The organism is Streptomyces sp. NPDC001933 (assembly GCF_042890955.1).
In the GTDB taxonomy this organism is placed as follows: domain Bacteria; phylum Actinomycetota; class Actinomycetes; order Streptomycetales; family Streptomycetaceae; genus Streptomyces.
On record NZ_JBIASS010000003.1, the window covers coordinates 499,905 to 522,915 of the forward strand.

General features: G+C 69.9%; 19 protein-coding genes. 5 read left to right on the plus strand and 14 right to left on the minus strand.

Annotation, left to right across the window (positions count from 1 at the left end):
* The first annotated feature begins 6 nt into the window (after positions 1 to 6).
* Both ACFYY7_RS10055 and ACFYY7_RS10060 read left to right on the plus strand, forming a co-directional pair.
* Positions 7 to 735, plus strand: a complete 729-nt coding sequence (locus ACFYY7_RS10055; RefSeq protein WP_388659305.1) for a class F sortase — start codon at positions 7 to 9, stop codon at positions 733 to 735.
* Between the two features lie 121 nt (positions 736 to 856).
* Entirely contained in the window at positions 857 to 2,368 is a 1,512-nt protein-coding gene (locus ACFYY7_RS10060) for a VCBS repeat-containing protein (RefSeq protein WP_388659308.1), read from the plus strand.
* A 215-nt stretch (positions 2,369 to 2,583) separates the two neighbouring features.
* Here the strand turns inward: ACFYY7_RS10060 and ACFYY7_RS10065 are convergent, their stop codons facing one another.
* The 8 genes from ACFYY7_RS10065 to ACFYY7_RS10100 all read right to left on the minus strand — a co-directional run bounded on the left by ACFYY7_RS10065 (position 2,584) and on the right by ACFYY7_RS10100 (position 10,117).
* The gene (locus ACFYY7_RS10065) at positions 2,584 to 3,195 is read right to left on the minus strand and encodes a response regulator (RefSeq protein ID WP_383714722.1); all 612 of its coding nucleotides are present in this window, start codon (positions 3,193 to 3,195) and stop codon (positions 2,584 to 2,586) included.
* Positions 3,192 to 4,376 carry a sensor histidine kinase gene (locus ACFYY7_RS10070; RefSeq protein WP_388659311.1) on the minus strand — a complete coding sequence of 395 codons (1,185 nt, stop codon included), beginning with the start codon at positions 4,374 to 4,376 and terminating at the stop codon, positions 3,192 to 3,194. Before ACFYY7_RS10070 ends, ACFYY7_RS10065 begins: the two co-directional genes overlap by 4 nt.
* Positions 4,373 to 5,128 (minus strand): ABC transporter permease, encoded by a 756-nt coding sequence (locus tag ACFYY7_RS10075; RefSeq protein ID WP_388659313.1) that lies wholly within the window; start codon positions 5,126 to 5,128, stop codon positions 4,373 to 4,375. Before ACFYY7_RS10075 ends, ACFYY7_RS10070 begins: the two co-directional genes overlap by 4 nt.
* The gene (locus tag ACFYY7_RS10080; RefSeq protein WP_388659316.1) at positions 5,122 to 6,060 is read right to left on the minus strand and encodes an ABC transporter ATP-binding protein; all 939 of its coding nucleotides are present in this window, start codon (positions 6,058 to 6,060) and stop codon (positions 5,122 to 5,124) included. The genes ACFYY7_RS10075 and ACFYY7_RS10080 overlap by 7 nt, the downstream gene beginning before the upstream one ends.
* Before the next feature lie 185 nt (positions 6,061 to 6,245).
* Positions 6,246 to 8,063, minus strand: a complete 1,818-nt coding sequence (locus tag ACFYY7_RS10085; protein WP_388659319.1) for a peptidoglycan binding domain-containing protein — start codon at positions 8,061 to 8,063, stop codon at positions 6,246 to 6,248.
* A 418-nt stretch (positions 8,064 to 8,481) separates the two neighbouring features.
* Positions 8,482 to 8,928, minus strand: coding sequence for a DUF6113 family protein (locus tag ACFYY7_RS10090; protein ID WP_388659322.1), 447 nt, complete (start codon positions 8,926 to 8,928; stop codon positions 8,482 to 8,484).
* Complete coding sequence (gene mshB, locus ACFYY7_RS10095) at positions 8,925 to 9,824, minus strand: N-acetyl-1-D-myo-inositol-2-amino-2-deoxy-alpha-D-glucopyranoside deacetylase (protein ID WP_388659325.1); 900 nt, start codon at positions 9,822 to 9,824, stop codon at positions 8,925 to 8,927. The genes ACFYY7_RS10090 and mshB overlap by 4 nt, the downstream gene beginning before the upstream one ends.
* 98 nt (positions 9,825 to 9,922) lie before the next feature.
* The gene (locus ACFYY7_RS10100) at positions 9,923 to 10,117 is read right to left on the minus strand and encodes a hypothetical protein (protein WP_093896879.1); all 195 of its coding nucleotides are present in this window, start codon (positions 10,115 to 10,117) and stop codon (positions 9,923 to 9,925) included.
* Positions 10,118 to 10,282: 165 nt separating this feature from the next.
* On the opposite strand from ACFYY7_RS10100, the gene ACFYY7_RS10105 reads away from it, so the two are divergent.
* The gene (locus ACFYY7_RS10105) at positions 10,283 to 12,415 is read left to right on the plus strand and encodes a prolyl oligopeptidase family serine peptidase (protein WP_388659328.1); all 2,133 of its coding nucleotides are present in this window, start codon (positions 10,283 to 10,285) and stop codon (positions 12,413 to 12,415) included.
* A 64-nt stretch (positions 12,416 to 12,479) separates the two neighbouring features.
* On the opposite strand, the gene ACFYY7_RS10110 is transcribed toward ACFYY7_RS10105, so the two are convergent.
* The 6 genes from ACFYY7_RS10110 to ACFYY7_RS10135 all read right to left on the minus strand — a co-directional run bounded on the left by ACFYY7_RS10110 (position 12,480) and on the right by ACFYY7_RS10135 (position 19,541).
* Entirely contained in the window at positions 12,480 to 13,481 is a 1,002-nt protein-coding gene (locus tag ACFYY7_RS10110) for a hypothetical protein (RefSeq protein ID WP_388659330.1), read from the minus strand.
* A gap of 195 nt (positions 13,482 to 13,676) precedes the next feature.
* Entirely contained in the window at positions 13,677 to 14,921 is a 1,245-nt protein-coding gene (locus ACFYY7_RS10115) for an ABC transporter ATP-binding protein (protein ID WP_388659333.1), read from the minus strand.
* Positions 14,911 to 15,888 carry an ABC transporter ATP-binding protein gene (locus ACFYY7_RS10120; protein ID WP_351260990.1) on the minus strand — a complete coding sequence of 326 codons (978 nt, stop codon included), beginning with the start codon at positions 15,886 to 15,888 and terminating at the stop codon, positions 14,911 to 14,913. Before ACFYY7_RS10120 ends, ACFYY7_RS10115 begins: the two co-directional genes overlap by 11 nt.
* A 13-nt stretch (positions 15,889 to 15,901) precedes the next feature.
* Positions 15,902 to 16,876 (minus strand): ABC transporter permease, encoded by a 975-nt coding sequence (locus tag ACFYY7_RS10125; protein ID WP_388659336.1) that lies wholly within the window; start codon positions 16,874 to 16,876, stop codon positions 15,902 to 15,904.
* Positions 16,869 to 17,792 (minus strand): ABC transporter permease, encoded by a 924-nt coding sequence (locus ACFYY7_RS10130; protein ID WP_266729909.1) that lies wholly within the window; start codon positions 17,790 to 17,792, stop codon positions 16,869 to 16,871. The genes ACFYY7_RS10125 and ACFYY7_RS10130 overlap by 8 nt, the downstream gene beginning before the upstream one ends.
* Before the next feature lie 114 nt (positions 17,793 to 17,906).
* The gene (locus ACFYY7_RS10135) at positions 17,907 to 19,541 is read right to left on the minus strand and encodes an ABC transporter substrate-binding protein (RefSeq protein WP_388659339.1); all 1,635 of its coding nucleotides are present in this window, start codon (positions 19,539 to 19,541) and stop codon (positions 17,907 to 17,909) included.
* Positions 19,542 to 20,013: 472 nt separating this feature from the next.
* Between ACFYY7_RS10135 and ACFYY7_RS10140 the strand changes: the two genes are divergently transcribed.
* Together ACFYY7_RS10140 and ACFYY7_RS10145 are read left to right on the plus strand one after the other, a co-directional pair.
* On the plus strand, positions 20,014 to 21,039 hold the full coding sequence (locus tag ACFYY7_RS10140) for an ABC transporter permease (protein ID WP_388659342.1): 1,026 nt from the start codon (positions 20,014 to 20,016) through the stop codon (positions 21,037 to 21,039).
* Between the two features lie 80 nt (positions 21,040 to 21,119).
* Positions 21,120 to 22,886 (plus strand): ABC transporter substrate-binding protein, encoded by a 1,767-nt coding sequence (locus ACFYY7_RS10145; RefSeq protein ID WP_388659345.1) that lies wholly within the window; start codon positions 21,120 to 21,122, stop codon positions 22,884 to 22,886.
* Positions 22,887 to 23,011: the final 125 nt, after the last annotated feature.

The following is a 23,011-nucleotide window of genomic DNA, read 5'->3' on the forward strand; positions in this document are numbered from 1 at the left end:
CGTCCCATGGCCGCCCCGCAGTCGACCGGCTCCACCCCCACCCGGACTGCCCCCCGAACCACACTGGGCCGCGCCCTGATGTGGCCCGCCGTGACAGCCGGGCTCGGCATGGTCCTCATCTACAACTCCTTCGGCACCTCGGCCGACGACAAGCCGCCGGCCCCGCCCGCAGCCGTCGCGCCCGCCGTCCCCGAGGTCCCCGAAGTCCTCGGCTCCCATGCCGCGCCCGACCCCGTCACCTCGTCCAAGGCCACCGTCGGCCCGGCGATGTCGGCTTCCGCCCCGAAGCGGCTGCGGATCGCGACCATCGGCGTCGACGCGCCGTTCACCGACCTGTCCCTCGGCCCCACCGGCCAGCTGAACGCGCCGCCCGCCAACGACAACAACCTGGCCGGCTGGTACAAGGACGGCATCACCCCCGGCGAGCGCGGCGCCGCGATCGTGGCGGGCCACGTCGACACGATGACCGGCCCGGCCGTCTTCCTCCAGCTCCGGTACCTCAAGCCCGGCGCCAAGGTCGACATCACCCGCGCCGACGGCTCGGTGGCCACCTTCAAGGTCGACTCCGTCGAGCAGTTCAGCAAGGCGAAGTTCCCGGACGACCGGGTCTACGCCGGCACCGACTCCGCCCAGCTCCGCCTGATCACCTGTGGCGGCACGTACAACAAGACCGCGAAGGACTACGAGGACAATGTGGTGGCCTTCGCCCACCTGGACACCTTCAAGAAGGGCTGACCACCGGCGCTCATCGGCGGTGCGGCACAACCATCCACCGGGCCGCGAGGTCGTACGGAGCAGTACGGAAGCTGATTCCGCACTGCCCCGACTCACGTACCGAGCACCGGAGTTGATCGACGTGCCCGTCCTTTCCCAACGCCGCCGGCTGGCGATCGCGACCGGGATCGCCCTGGTCGCCGGAGCCGTGGCCGCTCCCGTCGGCCATGCCGCCGCGCGGTCGTCCGCCCCGGCGGCACAGCCGCCCGCCCAGGCGGCGAGCGCGCCGAGCAGCAAGCGGCTGCGCGACGACTTCAACGGCGACGGCTACCCGGACGTGGCCGTGGGTGCCCCCATGGCCACCGTCGGCAACTCGGAGGGCGCGGGCGCCGTGAGCGTCCTCCTCGGCGGCCCCGGCGGCCTGTCCTCCACCCGCAAGCAGGTGCTGACCTGGCCGAACCGCTCGGGCATCAACAACCCGGGGGACGCGCGCTACGGCACGAACCTGCGCAGCGCCGATCTGGACGACGACGGTTACGCGGATCTCGTCGGCCGTCTCTGGGGGACGTCGACGGACGGCGACAAGGGCACGGTGCTGGCCGTCAACTGGGGTGGCGCGTCCGGCCTTTCGAAGAACGTCACGATCCTGGAGCCCGTCCCCGGCGAGCAGAAGGACGCCACCGGCGACCTCGATGTGGGCGACGTGGACGGTGACGACGTCCCCGACATCGCGGTGGGCGACGTACGGCGCGGCGGCCACGTCCTGCACGGCCCGGTCAGCCGCACCGGCCAGTGGAGCAGGGTCAGCTCCTTCACGGTCGACGGCACGGACGTCCTCGACACCTCGGAGATCGCGGTGGGTGACGTGACCGGCGACGGCGTGGGCGATCTGGTGATCCTCGGCTTCGGTCCGGGCGACCCGTGGCAGCAGCACACGTACCTGCTGAAGGGCGGCCGCACCGGTTTGGCCGCCCCGGTCGAGATCAAGGACGCGGACGGTGCGGGCGTCGGTGGTAACGCCGTGGGCATCGCCGACCTGGACAAGGACGGCCACGGGGACATCGTCATCGGGCGCGGCGACGAGTGGGCGAACGAGGACACCCCGGTGAAGAAGGGCGGCGCGCTCTTCATCTCGTACGGCGGCCCGGCGGGGCAGAGCACCGGCCGCAAGCCCGTCTGGATCAACCAGGACACCGAAGGCGTCTCGGGCACGGCCGAGTACCACGACCGGATGGGCTACAGCCTGGCGCTGGGCGACACGAACGGCGACAGCTACCCCGACATCGCCGTGGGCCTGCCGAACGAGAAGATCAAGGGCATCGCCGACGCCGGCCGGGTCCTGGTACTCAAGGGCGGCCCGAACGGTGTGAGCGGTGCGGGCTCCAAGGAGTTCGGCCAGTACACGGCAGGCGTGCCGGGCGCCACCGAGGCGGGCGACCAGTTCGGCGCGGCACTCTCGCTGGGCGACTACGACGGCAAGGGCCGCACGGAGATGGTGGTCGGCGCCCCGACGGAGAACAGCGGCAGGGGCGCGCTGTGGATCTTCGGTACGGATGCCTCCGGCATCATCGCGAAGGGTTCCGTCTCGTTCGGCGCCGCCACGATCGGCGCCCCGACCGGCCCGTCCCGCTTCAGCGAGACGCTGACGCACTGACGGGCTGACGGGCTGCGCGGCAGGCTGCGGGGGCCACAGGGCCCCGCACAACCGACTGTCCCATCGGCGTCAGCCGCTTCTGCGCATGGCGGCCGCACTTCGAAGCCGCTTTCCGCGAACGGGGCCACGCGCTCGTGCCGACTGCCACGGCTGCGCTCGACTGGCAGTACCCGGACGCGGACTGACGATGCGTGGCGCGTCACAGCCGTGGCGCTCTACAGCCAGCCCTTCTCGCGGGCGATACGGACGGCCTCCGCGCGGTTGCGGGCCGCCATTTTCTGGATGGCCATGGAGAGGTAGTTGCGGACCGTTCCCTGCGAGAGGTGGAGAGCGGCGGCGATCTCCGCGTTGGTGGAGCCGTCGGCCGCCGTGCGCAGTACGTCGCGTTCGCGGTCGGTGAGGGGGCTCGCCCCGTCGGCGAGGGCCGCTGCCGCGAGGGTGGGGTCGATGACTCGTTCGCCGGCGAGCACCTTCCGTACCGCCTCGGCCAGTTGGGAGGCCGGGGCGTCCTTCACCAGGAAGGCGTCGGCGCCCGACTCCATCGCCCGGCGCAGATAGCCGGGGCGGCCGAAGGTGGTGACGACGACGACCTTCACGGCCGGGAGTTCGCGGTGCAGGGCGGCCGCCGCGTCGATGCCCGTCATGCCCGGCATCTCGATGTCCAGGAGCGCCACGTCGATGTCGTGTGCGTGGGCGGCGGCCAGCACCTCGTCCCCGCGGGCGACCTGGGCCACCACCTCGATGTCGGGTTCCAGGCCGAGAAGCGCCGCGAGGGCCTCGCGCACCATGGACTGGTCCTCGGCCAGGAGAAGTCTGATCATGCTCATTCCGTGGATCCTAGGCCGGAATCGAGCGGAACACTCAAGGTCAGGGTGAAGCCTTTACCGGAACCGGAGACGGCGTCGCCGGCCGAGGTCAGCAGCGTGCCGTCGACCGTGGCGAGGCGTTCACCGATGCCGGTGAGGCCGTTGCCTGGCTTGCTGCCCGAGGGGCCGACTCCGTCGTCGCGGACGGTGAGTTCGAGGAGTCTGCCGTCCAGGGTCTGGCGCGGGACGAGGTTGACCGTGCAGCGGCGGGCCCCGCTGTGCCGTACGACGTTGGTGACGGCTTCCCGCAGCGCCCAGGCCAGCACCTCCTCCGGCTTCTCGGGGAGGTCGTCGGGGGCCTCGGCCGGGATGTCGGCGGTGATGCCCGCGGCGGCCAGGGCCGTGCGGGCGCCCGCGAGTTCGCCGGGGAGGGTCGGGCGGCGGTAGCCGGTGACCGCGCTGCGTACGTCGATCAGGGCCTGGCGGCTGACCTGTTCGATGTCCGCGACCTGGGCGGCCGCCTGTTCCGGGTGGTCGGGGAGCATCCGGCCGGCGAGTTCGCTCTTGAGCGTGATCAGGGAGAGCGAGTGGCCGAGCAGGTCGTGCAGATCGCGGGCGAGCCTGAGCCGTTCCTCGTTGGCGGCGAGCTGGGCGACGGTGGCGCGGGCCTCGCGCAGCTCGATCGTCGTACGGATCAGCTGCCGTACCCCGGTCATCGAGAATCCGCCGAGCAGCGCGGGGAAGATCAGTGCGGTGATGATCTCGCGGGGGTGGTCGCCGGTCAGGCCGACGGTGACCAGGACTGCCGTGACTGCGGGGATGAGCCAACGGGCCGTCCGCAGCGGCAGGGTGGCGCCGACGGAGACCGACACGTACACGAAGAGGACCAGCCACGAGGTGCCGAGCGTCAGGGTGAGGAGGAGGGCGAGGGCACCGAGGAAGGCGATCGCGGTGTGTACGAGCCGGCGGTCCAGGGGTTCGGACGTGTGGCGGAAGACCAGGAGCAGGTAGGCCCCGACGAAGGTCAGCAGGCCGAGCGAGCCGAGCGCCGTCGCCCAGGGGGTGTGGTTGCCGTCGGCCAGGTCCTTGACCGGGGCGCTCATGAACGCGAGCCAGATGCCGATCCACAGCAGTTTGATCCAGAACTGCTTGCGGTTGGTGGGCGGGCGCCCGATGCCCACGGACGTCTCGTCGTCGTTCACGCCTTCAGGGTGTCCTTCCGGTAGAGCCAGGCCGCGCCGCCCGCGAAGACCAGGAAGTAGGCGCAGAGGACGGCGACGTCCTTGGCGTGCGGCGATCCGCCCATCTCGATCGCCTGGCCGAGAGAAGCGTACGCGTGTGTGGGCAGCCACTCGGAGATGTTCTGGAGCCACTGCGGGAAGGTCGCGCTGGGCATCCACAGGCCGCCGAGTATGGAGAGACCGAAGTAGATGATCATGGTGAGCGGGCGGACCGCGTCCCCGCTGGCGAGGTAGCCGATGGCGACGCCGAGCGCCGCGAAGACCAGCGAACCGGCCCAGATGACCCCGGCCAGCGCGAACCACTGCCAGGTCTCGACCCGTACGTGCTTGACGGTGGCGGCGACCAGGAAGACCACGACGATGCAGGGCAGGGTGACCGTCGCCGCGCTGGCGATCTTCGCCAGGATGTAGCCGCGGCTGGGCAGCGCGGTCAGCCGCAACTGGCGGACCCAGCCCTTCTCGCGCTCCTTGGCGATGCGTTCGCTGTTGCCCATGAGGACGGCGGTCAGCGCCCCGAAGGAGGCCATCGAGACCATGAAGAAGGCCTGGAAGGTGAGCTCGGTGTGCGGGATCCGGTCGGTGGTGTTCCGGGTGCCCGAGATGAGGAGGTAGATAACCGAGGGGTAGATGACCGAGAAGAACATGAACTTCTTGTTCCGCAGGGTGCGGGTGACTTCGAGCCTGATCAGTGCCCAGGAAAAGAAGCTCAGCATGCGGTCCTGGCCTCCTCGGCCTCGGTGATGGCGACGAAGGCCTGCTCCAGGCCGAGTCCGGCGACTTCGAGTTCGCGCGGGTAGAGGCCGAGTCCGTACACGGCGTGGACGGTCGCGTCGGCGTCGTGCGACTGGATCCGGACCCGGTTGCCGGTGATGTCGAGCACGGCAAGGAACGGCAGGCCGCGCAGGGCCGCCTCGTCGACCGGGCCCTCCAGCTCGAAGGAGATCCGGCGGGCCCCGGCCTTCGCCTTGATCTCGGCGGCGGTGCCGTCGGCGAGGAGCCGGCCCTTGTGGAGGACGAGGACTCGGTCGGCGATCGCGTCGGCCTCTTCGAGGTAGTGGGTGGCGAACAGGACGGTACGGCCCTGCTCGGCCTGCTCGCGCATGGTGGCCCAGAAGGCCTGCCGGGCGGTGACGTCCATGCCGGTGGTCGGCTCGTCGAGGACGATCAGGTCGTTGGCGCCGACGGTGGCGAGCGCGAAGCGGACGCGCTGTTCCTGGCCGCCGGAGAGCTTGTTGACCATCCGGTCGGCGATCTGCGCGATACCTGCGCGGGACAGCACCTCCGCCACCGGGAACGGCTTGGGGTGCAGGTCGCAGGCGAGGCCGACCAGTTCCTTGACAGTGACGTCCTCCATCAGGCCGCCGGTCTGGAGCATCGCGCCGACCCGGCCCGCGGCGATGGCGTTCTGCGGGGTCGTGTCGAACACCCGGACCGAACCGGAGTCGGCGGTGCGCAGGCCCAGCAGCAGATCCAGGGTGGAGGACTTCCCGGCGCCGTTGGGGCCGAGGAGTGCCACGGTCTCGCCGGGGTGCAGGTCGAGGCTGAGTTTGTCGACGGCGCGTACCGCTCCGTACGCCTTGCTGACCTGATCGAAGCGGACCGCGGCGGTCTTCGCCCCGGTGGCCCCGGCGGTTGTCGTTGTCATGCGTCAAGCGTGGCCGAGGAGGGGGTGGCCGCGGCAGGGCCGCCGGTCGTGGAAACGGGATGACAGATGTCATGCCGTGTCCGTGACGCCGATGTCGTCGGGCGGGGCGCTGCGGATACGGCGCCGCCCCCGGCCGGGGGTCCGGTCGGGGGCGGGTGTGCGGTGCGGTGCTCCGGGTCCTGCGGTCAGCCGTTGCCGCCGAGGTCGATGACCACGGTCCGCTCGGCAGGGGTCTTGCCGAGCAGCGCGCTCTGCATGGCGTGTGCCACGTCGTCCGCGCTGAGCTGGTGCTTCTTGCCGTCGCCCTTGGTGACCATGATGCCGTCGAAGACGCCGTCGCAGAGGGTGTCGATGGCCTTCTTGTCGTAGTGCGGGACCAGCTTGCCCTCGACGGGCACCATCGAGAGGATCTGCGGCAGCGACCTGGCCGGGCCGAACTGGATCTGCTTGGCACCGGCCTTGATGGTGATCAGGCCGGACATCGCGGGCTTCGCGAACTCCTTCATCGCCCGGTCCAGTTCGGCCTGGGTGATGGTGGGTTCGCTGGTGGTGACGGGCAGTTGGACGACCTTCGTCCGGCCGGTCTGCACCTGGGCGCGGTACGCGTCGCGCACCGAGGTCATCGACTGGTTGACGTCCAGCGTCTTGCCCGACTTCCCGGGTACGGCGACGGCCTTGCCCGGCTCGAACTTGATCGTGCCGTCGTTGGCCGAGCCCGAGACGCCCGCCAGGTCCGTCAGTGCGACGCCGAGCTTCTCCTTGTCGACCGGGATCACCGGGTCGACGGCGCGCTTGCCGCCGAAGAGCGAGCCGATGACGGAGACCGGGTTGTAGTCGCTGCCCGCCGCCTCGCGCACGGTCTCCTGGCTGTCCAGGGCGAGCCCGGCCTTGTCCGGCGCGAGCTCGGTCTTCCTGCCGTCCACCGAGAGCTGGAGCGGGGTCGCGGCACGCTTGCCGAGGGCGGCGTCCAGCTTGGTGACGCCCTCTTCCTTCGTGCCGCCGCCGATGTCGACGCCGAGGACGGTGGTGCCCTTGGGCACGTCGGAGTGGTTCATCAGCAGCCCGGCGCCGTACGCGACACCGAGCAGCACGACGACACCGGCGCCGAGGAGGACCAGCTTGGAGCGGCCCTGCTTCTTGGCGGGCGCGGGCGCCGGTTCGGGACGCGGGGCGGGAGCCTGCGGCCCGGCGGGACCGCCGGGTCCGGTGCCCATCGGGTCGGCCGGGCCGCGGGGCGCCGCTTCGGGGCCGTCCGCACCGGGCGTGCCCGGGAACAGGGACGGCGCCCGGAACTCCGGCGGAACGACGGGGATGCCGCTGGTGAGCGTGTCACCGGAGACGTTGCCGCCGGGACCGGAGGCGGCCGGGGCCGGGGCCGGGGCCGCGAACTGCGGCGTCAGCACCGCGGTGTCGTCGGACATCCGCGGCGGGCTGTCGGGGCCGGAACCCATCGGACCGGAACCCATGGGGCCTTGGCCGCCCGGTCCGCCGAGGTTCGGCGTGAGGGACGAAGTACCGGTGACCGGGCCCGTGGTGGGTCCGGCGGGGCCGGGGGTGCGCACGCCTAGGTTCGGCGTCGGACGCGAGCCGCCGGACGCGGGGCCACCGGTCCCGAAGTCGTCGGGGCGGGGGGCGCCCTGGTCGCCGCCGCGCTGCGGACCGTCCGAGAAGTACGGCAGATCGGCACGGGGCGGCTGGGGTGCGGCACCTCCGGCACCTCCGATGCCTTCGGCGCCACCGGCCGTACCGCCGCCGGGCGCACCGCCACCGGCGACCGAGGTGTTCGTCGGGGCCTTGCGCGGGGCGAACCAGTCGCTGCCGCTCTTCTCCCTGGCCGGCTTCTCGGCAGCCGGTTCCGCGCTCGCGGAATCGGTCCGGGCCTCGGCCGCCGACGGGGCGTCGGACACGCCCGGCGCACCGTCCGCCGCGGGCGAACCGGGGCGCGGAATGCTGCCGGTGCGCTCGGCGTCGGGGTTGTCGGTGTCGCCCACGGGCGTGCGCATGACGACGGGCGGGATGGGACGCGAGCCCGGAATGTTGATCCGGATACGCGTCGTCAGGGTCGTCTCGGTCCTCGGCTCCTCGGACTGGGACTGGTCCGCAGGCTCCGGGGCCCCCGCCGGGGCATCCTGCGAGGGGTGCAGCGACGGATACTGGCGGGATCCGTACGGCGGCGTCCCCGAGGGGTACGCGGCTCCTCCGCGCCCCTGGGGCCCGGAGGACGAACTGTCAGTTTCACGACTCAAAGCAGGTTCTCCCGATTGGCTCCGCCGCCCGTACTTCCCCCATGCCGCAGTCCAGGGGACGGCTCGGCGCGCGAACCACCATACTGGGCGCCGCCGGCGCACACCCCGCGACCGGGGGAAACGGCCGCGCGGACACCGGACGGACAAGGGGCATTACGGGATCGGACGTGGCACATTACTTGCCAGGTCGGCCACTGTCGGCGCCCTGTTGGGGCGACCGCGACATGGTGGCACAGATCACAGCGACAGCCATCCCGCCCAGCATGAAAAGAGTCAGGCCCAGTTCATCGCCGAAGACATAGTCGCCTTCCGGGCGCCCACCCAGCAGAACGACGATCGAAATCAGCCATCCCGCGGCGGGCGCCAGGGCGCCGAGCTGGGTGCCGAAGAGGAGGCGTCCGCCGTGGAAGAGCCCGGCCACGGCCAGCAGCGCGAGCAGCAATCCGGCGGGGAACCAGGCGGCTTGGACGAGTGCCCCGGCGAGCCCCACTAGCGCGCCCAGCACGGCGAGGCCCACATAGGAGGCGATCCGCCCGGGGTCGAGGGGCGCGGCGAGACCGGTGGGCGCGCCGCCCCCGGCGGCGTTCGAGGGGCGCGGTGCGCGCTGCTTGCCGCCGCTCATCGCTCCGCTCCCGCCACGCCCGCGAACAGGTCGTCCTCGCGGGCCCCCCGGGGGGCTCCGGAATCGCCGTGCACCAACTCGTAGTACTCGGTGGTGAAGAGGGGCTGGCCGAGGTCGTTGGAGAGGGCGAAGAAGGGGCCGTCCACGGAGATCTGGGTGGCGTGGGCCCGCATCGCGGCGCTCTTGGCGGCGGCGTGTGCCGTGCCGTCGATCCGCGCGGTGATCCTGGCGTCGTCGACCACGCCCGGTACGTCGTCGATGGCGGCGATGGCGGGGAAGGCGTCCGGCGCCGTCTCCCGGAGGCGGGCGAAGCCCTCCTCGGCGACCGTGCGGGGCACCCGGTTCCAGTAGATCTTGGCGATGGTGTGCGGGGCGCCGGACCCGGCGCGGTACCCGGGATCGGCGGCGAGCTCGGCTGCGCGCATCGCGACGCGGTGGGCCTGGATGTGGTCGGGGTGTCCGTAGCCGCCGTCGGGGTCGTAGGTGATCAGGACCTGCGGGCGCACCGAGCGGATCACCTCCACCAGGTGCCCGGCGGCGTCGTCCACGTCGGCGGCCCAGAAGGCGCCGGGGCGGTGGTTCTGCTCGGCGCCCATCATTCCGGAGTCACGGAAGCGTCCGGGCCCGCCCAGGAGCCGGTGGTCGGTGACCCCCAGCTCCTTCATCGCCGCGTCGAGCTCGCCCCGGCGGTACGGGCCCAGGGTGTCGTCCCGGTCGGCCGCGAGATGGGCGAGGGAGGGCGGGATGACCTCGCCCTCCTCGCCGAGCGTGCAGGTCACCAGGGTGACCTGGGCACCCTCGGCCGCGTACTTGGCCATGGTGGCGCCGTTGTTGATCGACTCGTCGTCGGGGTGCGCGTGCACCAGGAGGAGGCGCCGGGCGGGATGGTCCGTCATGGGGACCACCCTACGAGCCGGGCGCACCGATCACCGCCCGCGTCACCACCGCACCCCGCACACCCACCACCGCGCACCGACCGCCGACGGGCCGGGCCTCAGAACTTGAGGCTTCCGATCATGCCCGCCACATTCGTGGTCAGGTTCGAGATGCTCGGCGCGATCGACGAGCTGGCGAGATAGAAACCGAGCAGTGCGCAGACCACCGCATGTCCGCCCTTCAGTCCGGATTTCCGGATCAGCAGGAAGACGACGATCGCCAGCAGCACCACCGCCGAAATCGAGAGTGCCACGGCGGTTCACCTCCATCAGTACGGTCGGGACGGGCAGCACACATGGAGCCAGCAGGTTCATACCCACCGAGCGCTACGGATCATAACTATCCGTCGTAACGCATTGATCGGGGCACAGCAGCACGAGGGGCGCACGACCGGGCGGTCGGGGACTAGGTTCGGTGCATGACTTCGCAGAAGATCTCCTTTCCCCGTCAGCACGCCAGGACGATGCGGTTCACCCTCGGCGCCCCTCGGTCGTTCACCGTTTCACCCGACGGGGAGCGGGTGATCTTCCTGCGCTCGGGCTCCGGGACGGACCGTTCGGGCCAGTTGTGGGTCCTCGACCTGCCGAAGGACGGAGCGCCCCGGGAGCGCGTGGTCGCCGATCCCCAGGCCCTGCTGGGGGGTTCGGCGGAGCGGCTGTCGGCGCAGGAGCGGGCCCGGCGCGAGCGCAGCCGCGAGGGGTCGTCGGGGATCGTCGGCTACGCGGTGGACGCGGCGGCCGAGTTGGCCGCCTTCGCGCTCTCCGGGAAGGTGTACGTCGCCGAACTGCGGGCGGGTACGGCCCGCGCGCTGCCGGTGCCGGGCCCGGTGATCGACCCCCGGCCGTCACCGGACGGACGACACATCGCATATGTGTCCAAGGGTGCTCTGCGGGTCGTGGGCGCGGAGGGCGACGGCGACCGGGCGCTCGCCGAGCCGGACGGGGACGATGTCTCGTACGGTCTCGCGGAGTTCATCGCGGCCGAGGAGATGCAGCGCTCGCGCGGCTTCTGGTGGTCGCCGGATTCGGACCGGCTGCTGGTCGCCCGGGTCGACAACGCCCCCGTGCAGCGGTGGTGGATCGCGGACCCCGCGCACCCGGACCGCAGGCCCGCCGAGGTCGCCTACCCGGCGGCCGGAACGCCCAACGCCGACGTGCGGCTCTTCGTGCTGGGCCTGGACGGCGCCCGCACCGAAGTGGTCTGGGACCGGGCGCGCCACCCCTATCTGGCTCAGGTGCACTGGTCGTCACAGGGGGCGCCGCTGCTGCTGGTGCAGTCCCGCGACCAGCAGAGTCACCTCTTCCTCGCGGTGGACCCGGAGACCGGTTCGACGCGGACGGTGCATGCCGACGAGGACCCGATTTGGCTGGAAATCTTCCCCGGGGTGCCGGCCTGGGCGCCGGACGGCCGGCTCGTGCGGATCGCGGACGAGGGCGGGGCGCGGGTGCTCGCAGTCGGCGACCGGCTGCTGACCGGGGCGCAGTTGCAGCTCCAGGCGGTGCTGGACATCGGCGAGTCGGACATCCTGATCTCGGCCACGGCCGGTGAGGAGGCGGCCGAGCCGGAGCTCGGCGAGACCCATGTCTACCGGGTCAACGAACTGGGCGTGGAACGGATTTCCGAAGGGGCCGGGATGCACTCGGCGGTCCGCGCGGGCGGGGTGACGGTGCTGGTCACCCACTCCCCGGACCGGTCGGGGGCCCTGGTCCAGGTGGTCCGGGACGGCAAGCGGATCGCGACCGTGACGAGCCATGCGCAGGAGCCGGTTCTCTCCGCCCGGGTCCACCTCACCGAGGGGGGCGCACGGCGAATTCCGTGCGCCGTGCTGCTCCCCGAGGGGTACAAGGAGTCGGACGGTCCGCTTCCGGTACTGATGGATCCGTACGGCGGACCGCACGGCCGCCGGGTGGTCGCCGCGCACAATCCGCATCTGACGTCGCAGTGGTTCGCGAACCAGGGCTTCGCGGTCGTCGTCGCGGACGGCCGGGGCACACCGGGGCGTTCGCCCGGCTGGGAGAAGGCGGTCAAGAACAACCTGGTGCTCTCCTTGGACGACCAGGTCGAGGCCCTGCACGCCCTCGCGGACCGGTTCCCGCTGGACCTCGGCAAGGTCGCGATCCGCGGCTGGTCGTTCGGCGGATATCTGGCGGCCCTGGCCGTGACCCGTCGGCCCGACGTCTTCCACGCGGCCGTGGTCGGCGCCCCGGTGACCGACCAGCGGCTGTACGACACCCACTACACCGAGCGTTATCTCGGCGACCCGGCGAAGCAGCCCGAGGTGTACGCGCACAACTCGGTGGTCACCGACGAGGGGCTCTCGGAGGCCGCCGAGCAGGTGCGGCCGATGATGATCGTCCACGGCCTCGCGGACGACAACGTGGTGGTCGCGCACTCGCTCAGGTTCTCATCGGCGCTGCTCTCGGCCGGGCGCCCGCACGAGGTGCTGCCGCTCAGCGGGGTGACGCACATGACCCCGCAGGAGCAGGTGGCGGAGAATCTGCTGCTGCTCCAGGTCGACTTCCTGAAGCGGTCGTTGGGGCTGCTGGACTGAGATCCTGTCGGGTGACCTCCGACCGGGCGGTCACCCGACAGGCTCCGAGCCACCGCCCTCCCCGTCACCAGCCGGGCGGCGGCTGGGACGGGGGCGGCGGCCCGAAGACGCCGGGGCGCGGATAGCCGTACCCCTGCCCGTAGCCCTGGTCGGGCAGCGGCGGGGGTGCGGCCGGGCCCGGCCGGGCCAGCGCCAGCAGCACCACGACGCCGACGAACACCTCGAAGAACCCGGTCGCCACGGTGAGCTGGGCCTCGACCGGCAGATCGGCGAAGTGCTCCAGCAGCTCTTCGTGCACCGACCGGGCCACGCCCACCCCGCCGCCGCCCAGCAGCAGCGCGGCGGCGATCAGGCCGAACGGGCGCGCGTGCACGGCGCGCGGCAGCCCGCTCACCCCCGCGAACAGGCAGAGCAGCGCCAGGACGGCCGTGAACCAGCCGGGCGGCGGGTCGGTCAGTCCCTGGAAGATCTTGTCCCCGCCCAGGAACCAGTCGGGGTAGATGTACGGGATCCGCACCGCCTGACGGATCTCCCAGGCGATCGTGACCGCTCCCGCCGCGCCGAGGCAGAGGAAGGCGATCACCCCCGCGCCCTGCCCCGGCCGGGCCGGGGCGCCTTCGGAGAAGTCGTGCGGTGCCCGGCGGCCGGCCGCCGCGGTGATGATCAGCGCGATGCCCGCCGCGAGCGACGCGAAGGCGCAGAGCAGGGCGCGGGTGCGGAGGTCGTCGACGAACCGGCCGTCCATCCGGGGCTCGCCGATGTTCCAGAGTCCGGGCAGCCGTACCACGATCGTGAGCACGCCCGTGGCGACCAGCGCGGCGGCGGCCACCGAGGACCGCAGGGACGCGACGGCCGCGGCGACGTACACCACGAACAGCACCACGTCGTACGGTGAAGTGGCCGGGCTCAGCGTAATCTGCGCGTCGCGATAGCCGGCCCAGTAGTGCCACAACCGCTCGATGCCGTCGGCCGCCCTGACGTCCCGTACGACCCAGCCCGCGACGATCAACGCGAGCGCGGCGCAGAGAACGGCACCTGTGACCCTTGCCCCCCGAGTGAGTATCACCCGAGCGATACTTCACCGTCCCCGCCCGCCGGACAAGGGGTTCGTCGGCGTGGTGCGTCAACGGGCAGCCGGCCGGGAGGACTTGGCGGCCTCCCGGCCGGTACACGGCACCCGCACGGCCGTACCCGGACATGCTGGCCGGTCCGTATACCGGACGTGAGACGCCCGGGTTGCCCACGCGTTAACGCGCCCGCGTCAGCCGCCCCGGGCGGACCCGGACGGAGCCGCCCCGTTCTCCCCGTTCTCTCCGTCCGAACCCTCCGAACCGTCTGCACCCTCCGAGCCCTCCGAGCCCTCCGGCGGACCGTCCTCCTGCGCCGTCTCCCCCGGCGTCTCCTCCGCCGCCTCACCCGGCGCCTCCTCCGCCGCCTCACCCGGCGTCTCCAGCAGCCCCTCAGGCGGCACCACCTGCTTCTCCTCCGCGAAGTGGCAGGCCGAGTCGTGCCCGGCCGGGGTGTCCGCCAGCCGGAAGACGGCCGGGACCGCCAGCAGCGGCACCTCCAGTTCGCACCGCTCCTGCGCCTTCCAGCACCGGGTGCGGAAGCGGCAGCCGGAGGGCGGGTTGGCGGGCGAGGGGACGTCGCCGTGCAGGATGATCCGCTCCCGGTGCTCCCGGGCCGCCGGGTCCGGCACCGGGACGGCGGACAGCAGCGCCTGGGTGTACGGGTGCGTGGGGTGGTCGTAGATCTGCTCGTCGGAGCCGATCTCGACGATCCGGCCCAGATACATCACCCCGACCCGGTCGGAGATGTGCCGGACGATCGACAGGTCGTGCGCGATGAAGACGTAAGCGAGCCCGAACTCCGCCTGGAGCCGGTCCAGCAGGTTGACGACCTGCGCCTGCACGGAGACGTCGAGGGCGGAGACGGGTTCGTCGGCGACGATGATCTCGGGGTTCAGCGCGAGACCGCGGGCGATGCCGATGCGCTGGCGCTGGCCGCCGGAGAACTGGTGCGGGTAGCGGTTGATGTACTCCGGGTTGAGGCCGACGACGTCCAGCAGGTCCTGCACCTTGCGGCGCCGCTCCCCCTTCGGGGCCACCTCGGGGTGGATCTCGTACGGCTCCCCGATGATGTCGCCGACCGTCATGCGCGGGTTCAGCGAGGTGTACGGGTCCTGGAACACCATCTGGATGTTCCGGCGTACGGCCTTCAGGGCACGGCCGGACAGCTTGGTGATGTCCTCGCCCTTGTACTTGATCGCGCCGGCCGTCGGCTGTTCCAGATGGACCAGCATCTTCGCCACGGTCGACTTGCCGCAGCCGGACTCCCCCACGATGCCGAGCGTCTCGCCCGCCGCGAGGTCGAAGGAGACCCCGTCGACCGCCTTGACGGCGCCGATCTGCTTCTTGATCAGGATGCCCTGGGTCAGCGGGTAGTACTTGACCAGATCGCGGACCTCCAGGATCGGTTCGCCGCCTTCGCGCGCTTCAGCGTGCATCGAGCGTCTCCTTCCAGAAGTAGCAGGCGCTCTCGCGGTGCTCGGCCACCTCGAACAGCGGCGGCACCTCGCCCCGGCAGATCTCCTGGGCCATCGGGCAGCGCGGGTTGAAGGCGCAGCCGGGCGGGATGTGCAGCAGGTTGGGCGGCAGGCCCTTGATCGCGTACAGCTCCCGGCCCTTCTGGTCCAGGCGCGGGATCGACCGGAGCAGGCCCTTGGTGTACGGGTGGGCGGGCGCCCGGTAGATCTCGTGGACCGGGGCGGACTCGACGATCCGGCCCGCGTACATCACGGCGATCTTGTCGGCGACGTCCGCGACCACGCCCAGGTCGTGGGTGATCAGGATCAGGCCCATGTTCAGCTCGCGCTGGAGCTCGGCGAGCAGGTCCATCACCTGGGCCTGGACGGTCACGTCGAGGGCGGTGGTGGGTTCGTCCGCGATGATCAGCGACGGTTCCAGCGCCATCGCCATGGCGATCATGATGCGCTGTCGCATGCCGCCGGAGAACTGGTGCGGGAAGTTCCCGACACGTTCCTTCGCCGCCGGGATGCGGACCCGGTCCATCAGTTCGACGGCCTTCAGCTTCGCGTCCTTGTGGGACATCCCCCGGTGCACGACGAACATCTCGCCGAGCTGCTCCCCGACGCTGAGCACGGGGTTGAGGGAGGAGAGCGCGTCCTGGAAGATCATGGCCATCTCCTGGCCGCGGATCTTCCGGCGTTCGTCCTTCTTCATCTTCAGCAGGTCGCGGTCCTTGAAGAGGATCTCGCCGCCGCTGATCTTTCCCGGGGGCATGTCGAGGATGCCCATGATGGCCTGGGCGGTGACCGACTTGCCGGAGCCCGACTCGCCGAGGACGGCCAGCGTCTCGCCCTCGGCCACCGAGTAGTTGACCCCGTTGACGGCCTTGGCCACTCCGTCGCGGGTGTGGAACTCCACGTGCAGATCGCGCACTTCGAGCAACATGGCAGCGGGCTCCTCAGCGCAGCTTGGGGTCGAGGGCGTCGCGCACCGCGTCGCCGAGCATGATGAAGGCGAGCACGGTGACCGCCAGGGCTCCGGCGGGCCAGAGCAGCATGTGCGGGGCGTTGCGGATGTACTGGGAGGCGGCGGAGATGTCGATGCCCCAGGAGACGGCCGGCGGTTTCAGGCCGACGCCGAGGAACGAGAGGGTCGCCTCCAGCGAGATGTACGTACCGAGCGCGATGGTCGCCACGACGATGACCGGCGCGATGGCGTTCGGGGTGATGTGGCGCAGCATCATCCGCGAGTTGGAGGCGCCGAGCGCCCGTGCCGCCTGTACGTAGTCGTTCTGTTTGGCGGTGATCACGGAGCCGCGGGCGATGCGGGCGATCTGCGGCCAGCCCAGCAGCACGATGAAGCCGATCACCGGCCAGACGGTGGAGCTGGTGACCACGGAGAGGAAGACCAGGCCGCCGAGGACCACGGGGATACCGAAGAAGACGTCGGTGAGGCGGGAGAGGATCGAGTCCCACCAGCCGCCGAAGAACCCGGCCAGGCCGCCGAGGACACCGCCGAGCAGGGTGACGCCGAGGGTGGCGCAGACGCCGACGGTCACCGAGTTCCTGGCCCCGTAGACGGTACGGGTGTACACGTCGCAGCCCTGTCCGTCGAAGCCGAAGGGGTGGCCGGGCTGGGAGCCCTGCTGAGCCTTGGCCAGGTCGCAGTTGAGGGGGTCCTGGTCGGCGATCAGCGACGGCCAGATCGAGATGATCACCAGGAAGAGGATGATCAGGGCGGAGATGATGAAGACCGGGTTGCGGCGCAGGTCCCGCCAGGCGTCGGACCACAGGCTGCGCGGCTTCTCGGCCGGGCCGGTGCCCTCGGGGCCGCCGGGTGTCTTTTCGAGGGTCGTGCCCTCTTCCAGGGCGAGGTCCATCACGCCTCCCGCTCCGGCCGGTGAGATCGACTCGTCCGGTGTCTGCTCAGGCATAGCGGATCCTCGGGTCGAGTACGGCGTACAGCAGGTCGACGATCAGGTTCGCCGCCAGGAAGACGAGGACGAGGATGGTGACGAAGCCGACGACCGTCTGGGAGTTCTGGCGCAGGATGCCCTGGTAGAGCTGGAAGCCGACGCCGTGGATGTTGAAGATCCGCTCCGTGACGATCGCCCCGCCCATCAGCGCGCCCACGTCGGTGCCGATGAAGGTGACGACCGGGATCAGTGAGTTGCGCAGCAGGTGCCGGATGACGACGCGGCGTCTGGGCAGGCCCTTGGCGACGGCGGTACGGACGTAGTCGGCGCGGGCGTTCTCCGCGATGGAGGTCCGGGTGAGCCGGGTGACGTACGCCAGGGAGACCGAGGCGAGGACGAGGCCGGGCACGAGCAGCTCGTTGAAGGGGGCCTCCGGCGAGACGGAGGGTTTGATGATGCCCCACTCGACTCCGAGGAGGAGCTGGAGCAGCAGGCCGGTGACGAAGGTCGGAATGGAGATGACGACCAGGGTCAGGATGAGCACGGTGGTGTCGACGGGGCGGCCGCGGCGCAGGCCGGTGACGACGCCGAGGCTGATGCCGATGACGATCTCGAAGACGATCGCGACGACGGTGAGCCGGATCGTGATGGGGAAGGCGGTGGCCATCAGCTCGGTGACCTTCTGCCCGTTGAACGCGGTGCCGAAGTCGCCGGTGAAGACATTGCCCATGTAGGTGAGGTATTGCTGCCAGACCGGCTTGTCGAGGCCGAACTCCGCGCGGAGCTGGGCCTCGGTCGCGGGGTCGCACGCGCGGTCGCCGCAGAGACCCGCGATGGGGTCGCCCATCACGTTCACCATGAGGAAGATCAACAGCGTGGTGCCGAAGAAGACCGGGATCATCTGCAGCAGCCGCCGGATCACATAACGTCCCATGCAGGGCTCCGGGGGTCGCGGGGTCAGGGGCTCGGGGCTGGGGAGTGACGCGTCGGGGACGGGCAGGCCGGGTGGCCGGTGCCAGGAGCGCACCGGCCACCCGGCCTCAACGGGTCACTTGACCTTGATCTGCTCGTAGACCGGGACGCTGAACTGGTTCAGCGACACGTTGGAGATCCGGTCCGAGTAGCCGGCGCTGCCGTTCTGGTACCAGAGCGGGATGACGGGCATCTGGGCGACCAGGACCTTCTCCGCGTCCTGGAAGGTCGCCACGGCCTTCGCTCGGTCGGACTCGGCGTTGGCCTTGTCGACGAGCCCGTCGAACTCCTTGTTGCTCCACTTGCCGTCGTTGGACGAGGCGTCGGTGTAGTACAGGGGCTGGAGGAAGTTCTGGATGAGCGGGTAGTCCATCTGCCAGCCGGCCCGCCAGGCACCGGTCAGCTTCTGCTGGGTGACCTGGTTGCGGAAGTCGGCGAAGGTGCCGACCGGGGCGCCGACGCACGCCTTGTTGTTGCCCATCACCTTGTTGATGCTGTTGCAGACGGCGTCGACCCACTCCTTGTGGGAGCCGGTGTCACCGTTGTACGAGATCTTGAGCTGGCCGCCGGGGATGCCGCCGCCCTCCTGGATCAGCTTCTTGGCGTTCGCCGCGTTGTACTCGCAGGGCGCTCCGCACAGCCCCTCCTTGAAGCCGCCGTCCACGCCGAGGACCGGGGAGGTCCAGTCGGAGGCGGGGGTGCGGGTCTTCTGGAAGATCTGATCGGTGATCTGCTGGCGGTTGATCGCCATCGACAGGCCCTGCCGGACCTTGGCGCCGTTCGGGGTGTCCCACTTCTTGTCGTAGAAGGGGAAGGCGAGGGTCTGGATGATGCCGGCCGGGGTGTTGATGTACCGGTCGCCGAGGTCGGCCTTGACGTTCTTCAGCTGCGAGGCGGGCACGTCGTCGACGAGGTCGAGGTTGCCGGCCGTCAGGTCCGTGTAGGCGGTGTTGTTGTCGGTGTAGACCTTGAGGTCGATGCCGCCGTTCTGGGCCTTGTCGTCCCCGGGGTACTTGTCCCACTTGCGCAGGCTCATCGAGGAGCCCTTGGTGTACTTGTCGACGGTGTACGGCCCGTTGCCGATCGGCTTGGCCACCCAGGCGGCGTGGTCGGTGTAGAACGCCTTGGGCAGTGGGGCGAAGGCCGGGTAGCCGAGGGTGTCCGGCCAGAGGGAGAACTTCTGCGACAGCTTGACGGTGAACGTCTTGTCGTCGACGACCTTGAGGCCGGAGAGGGTTTTCGCGGTGGAGCTGCCGGTGTCCGGGTGGACGTCCTTGTAGCCGTCGATGTAGCCGAAGAAGTAGGCGTTCTTCTGATTGTTCTTCAGCAGGGCGCCGTAGTTCCAGGCGTCCACGAACGACTTGGCGGTGATCTTCTCTCCGTTGCTGAAGGTCCAGCCGCCCTTCAAGGTGATCGTGAAGTTCTGGCTGTCCTTGGTGTCGATCTTCTCGGCGAGCATGTTGTCGGCCGCGCCGGTCTTCGGGTCGTACCGCTTGAGCCCGCGGAAGATCATGTCGAGGACCTTGCCGCCCTGCACCTCGTTGGTGTTCGCGGGTTCCAGCGGGTTCTGCGGGTCACCCCACGAAGAGCTCACGATTCCGTTCGCCCCACCGCCGCCGCCACTGCTGCTGCCCCCGCCGCCACATGCCGTCGCCGCCAGGGCGACGACGACCGCACATGCGGCCCACCTGGCCTGTGTGGCTCCGCGCATGGAGTGCCTCCTCGTAGTGCTCCGTCTCACGTACGGTCAAATATCACCGCATCACGGACATCACGCACATTTACTCCACCCATTCGGGCGCGCCGGAGCCCACCCGAGTGGCACCTCGCGACCGGAGGAGCTCCGGACGCGACCCCCGACAGACGGCGGAGCGATAACGGCCACGCATCGAATGCGCATCGACCGCGACCGCGGGCGACCGGCCGTACGAATTCCGAGACATCCACGCCCGCATATCGGATTCATTGCCGGACTTCACCCGTTAAGTCGCGAATGCATCTTCGCTATAGCTAAGCGGAATCAAAGACACCCCCTAATTCAGGTCATGAATTGGTCAAATTTCCAAAGAGCGTGCCAAGGGCGTCGGACATTCATTGACCCTGCATGAATTGCGTTGAAAAAGTCCGGGTAGCCCGTAGGTGTTGCCCTGCGGAGTCCTTCGACCCTCCGGGCCAGGAGCACCATGACAAGTCCAACCACGAACGCAGCCAAGACAGTTGAAGCGGTGGCCGCGAAGTCGCAGATACCGGGCACTTCGACACCCAAGGGCGCCGAAGGGCGCTCGCCGGGAAAGCTGGCCTGGCGGCGCTTCAAGCGCGACCGCACCGGCGTGATTTCGGCCTATGTGGTCATTGCCTTCTTCCTGTTGGCCATCTGCGCACCACTGATCGCCAAGCTCTACGGCAAGGATCCGTACACCACGTACGGCCAGGACAACCCTGAACTGCTCAACGGCTTCGGCTATCCGGCCCTGCCCAACGGCGGTATCAGCGGCGACTTCTGGTTCGGTATCGAGCCCCAGCTGGGCCGGGACGTCTTCACGTTCCTGCTGTACGGGATCCGCACCTCGCTGCTCATCGCGGCGGCGGCCACCATTCTCGTCACGGTCATCGGCGTGGTCATCGGTGTCACCGCCGGCTACCTGGGCGGCAAGACGGACTACTTCATCGGCCGGGTCATCGACATCCTGCTGTCGTTCCCGTCGACGCTCTTCTTCATCGCCTTCATGCCGGTCGTCTACGGGCTGTTCGTCTCGCCGGACGACGAGATCCCGACGTCGCTGCGGGCCACCTGTCTGATCCTCGCCCTCACCGGCTTCGGCTGGGCCTCGATGGCCCGTCTGCTGCGCGGCCAGGTACTGGCCCTGCGCGAAAGGGAGTTCGTCGAGGCCGCGAAGGTGACCGGGGCCTCGCCCGCGCGGATCATCTTCAAGGAACTGCTGCCGAACCTCTGGACGCCGATCCTGATCCAGTCCACCCTCGCCCTGCCGGCCTTCGTGACGGCCGAGGCGGGTCTGGCCTTCCTCGGTGTCGGCATCATCGACCCGACTCCCGACTGGGGCGTGATGATCCAGCGCGGGGCGTCGTTCTACACGGACGACATCACCTTCATGCTCTTCCCGGGCATCTCGATGATCATCTTCGTGCTCGCCTTCAACCTGCTCGGCGACTCCGTACGCGACGCGCTCGACCCGAAGTCCAAGGGCTGAGCCTTCGTTCCGCACAGCCCGGCCTCCGTGGTCCGGCCTGCCGTTCCTGCTTCGTCCACCGACCTCAAGGACCGATACGCATGTCTTTCTCCCGCAGAAACTTCCTCATCGCCACCGGTGTGGCGGCCGCGAGCTCCACCGTACTGACCGCGTGCAGCAGCGGTGACGCGGGCGGCGGCAAGGGGAGCGGCGACGGCCCCAAGAAGGTCACCGGCAACAAGGGCGCCGAGATCCTGGTCGGCACCAAGGCCGACTCCACCGGTCCCGCCCCCGAGGTCCCGGGCGCGGTCAAGGGCGGCACGCTCTACACGATGGAGACGATGGACTGCGACCACCTGGACCCGGCACAGATCTGGTCGTCCTACGAGAGTCTCCTCACCCCGCTGTTCATGCGTGGCCTGGTCGGCTACAAGGTGGCCAACGACGGCACCACCACCCTCGTGGGCGACCTCGCCACCGACGCCGGCACCACCAAGGACGGCGGCAAGACCTGGTCCTTCACCCTGAAGGACGGCGGGAAGTGGGAGGACGGCTCGGACATCACGATGGAGGATGTCCGCCACACCTTCGAGCGGCTCTTCGCCAAGTTCGTGACGTTCGGCCCGCGTTACCCGCAGGAGTGGCTCGTCGGCGGCGAGAAGTACAAGGGCCCCTACGAGGGCAAGCACCTGGACTCCATCGAGATCGACGGCAAGACCGTCACCTTCCATCTCAAGGAGGCCCGCGCCGACTTCAACTTCACGCTGGGCATGCGTTCCTTCTCCCTGGTGCCGAAGAAGCACGACAACAAGGAGGACTACGACAAGAAGCCGTTCTCCTGCGGCCCGTACAAGATCGACGCCCGGCAGGTCGGCAAGTCGATGTCGCTGTCGCGCAACCCGCACTGGGACCCGAAGACGGACCCGATCCGCAACGCGTACCCGGACAAGTTCCAGATGCAGTTCGGCTTCCAGTGGCTGGCGTCCACGGACCGCTACATCGCGGACCAGGGCAACGACCAGCACACGGTGTCGATCTTCAACGAGGTCGCGGCCGAGCGCATCCAGAAGGCCCTCGGTGACCCGGCGCTGAAGAAGCGCATCATGACGCACCTCGACGCGGCGACGTACTACTACGCGATCAACACCAAGCGGATCCCCGACGTGAAGGTCCGTCAGGCGCTCAACCACGCCTGGCCCTCGCAGCAGACCCAGCTGATCCGCGGCGGCGCCTCCTCCTCCGAGATCGCCACCACGATCATCAGCCCGCTCACCCCGGGCCACATCGACTTCGACCTCTACGGCAAGAAGAAGAAGCCCGCCGGTGACCCGGACAAGGCCAAGCAGCTGCTGAAGGAGGCCGGCAAGGAAGGCCAGAAGATCATCATCGCCTTCCAGCAGTCCGACAACGCGGTCAAGCAGGCGGTCGCCATCAAGAACGCGCTCACCAAGGCGGGCTTCGACGTGGTGACGAAGCAGGTCGACAAGACCTCCTTCTACAGCCAGATCGCCCAGATCGACAACCACTACGACATGTTCGCGGCCGGCTGGTCCGCCGACTGGCCGGGCGGCTACACGGCCCTCCAGCCGACCTTCGACGGCCGGGTGATCGCCGACGGCGCGTCCAACTGGCCGCAGCTGAACGACGCGGGCGTCAACAAGGCCATCGACGCGGCGGCCAAGATCACCGACACGGAAGAGGCCAACAAGGCCTGGGGGGCGATCGACCGGCAGATCATGGAGCTGGCCGCGTGCGTGCCGGACTACTGGCCGATCCGCAACTGGCTGTACGGGTCCAAGGTCGGCGGCGTGGTCTACGACGGCGGGAACAACGGCATCGCGATCACCAAGCTCTACGCCAAGGCGTGATCCCGAGGGGGGGGGCGGGCCGCCCCCCCCGCCCCCCCCCCGCTCCGGCTTTTTCCCCCGCACGGGCCCCCCCCGGCCGGGCCCCCCCCCCCCACGCACCACAACAAGATGGGGTTGTGTGTCCC

Coding starts and splice junctions, on each gene's coding strand:
- ACFYY7_RS10055 (WP_388659305.1), top strand. CDS start 7: ATGGCCGCCCCGCAGTCGACCGGCTCCACCCCCACCCGGACTGCCCCC.
- ACFYY7_RS10065 (WP_383714722.1), bottom strand. CDS start 3,195: ATGAGCATGATCAGACTTCTCCTGGCCGAGGACCAGTCCATGGTGCGC.
- ACFYY7_RS10075 (WP_388659313.1), bottom strand. CDS start 5,128: ATGCTGAGCTTCTTTTCCTGGGCACTGATCAGGCTCGAAGTCACCCGC.
- ACFYY7_RS10080 (WP_388659316.1), bottom strand. CDS start 6,060: ATGACAACGACAACCGCCGGGGCCACCGGGGCGAAGACCGCCGCGGTC.
- ACFYY7_RS10085 (WP_388659319.1), bottom strand. CDS start 8,063: ATGCGCACGCCCGTGGGCGACACCGACAACCCCGACGCCGAGCGCACC.
- ACFYY7_RS10090 (WP_388659322.1), bottom strand. CDS start 8,928: ATGAGCGGCGGCAAGCAGCGCGCACCGCGCCCCTCGAACGCCGCCGGG.
- mshB (WP_388659325.1), bottom strand. CDS start 9,824: ATGACGGACCATCCCGCCCGGCGCCTCCTCCTGGTGCACGCGCACCCC.
- ACFYY7_RS10105 (WP_388659328.1), top strand. CDS start 10,283: ATGACTTCGCAGAAGATCTCCTTTCCCCGTCAGCACGCCAGGACGATG.
- ACFYY7_RS10115 (WP_388659333.1), bottom strand. CDS start 14,921: ATGCACGCTGAAGCGCGCGAAGGCGGCGAACCGATCCTGGAGGTCCGC.
- ACFYY7_RS10120 (WP_351260990.1), bottom strand. CDS start 15,888: ATGTTGCTCGAAGTGCGCGATCTGCACGTGGAGTTCCACACCCGCGAC.
- ACFYY7_RS10125 (WP_388659336.1), bottom strand. CDS start 16,876: ATGCCTGAGCAGACACCGGACGAGTCGATCTCACCGGCCGGAGCGGGA.
- ACFYY7_RS10130 (WP_266729909.1), bottom strand. CDS start 17,792: ATGGGACGTTATGTGATCCGGCGGCTGCTGCAGATGATCCCGGTCTTC.
- ACFYY7_RS10135 (WP_388659339.1), bottom strand. CDS start 19,541: ATGCGCGGAGCCACACAGGCCAGGTGGGCCGCATGTGCGGTCGTCGTC.
- ACFYY7_RS10140 (WP_388659342.1), top strand. CDS start 20,014: ATGACAAGTCCAACCACGAACGCAGCCAAGACAGTTGAAGCGGTGGCC.
- ACFYY7_RS10145 (WP_388659345.1), top strand. CDS start 21,120: ATGTCTTTCTCCCGCAGAAACTTCCTCATCGCCACCGGTGTGGCGGCC.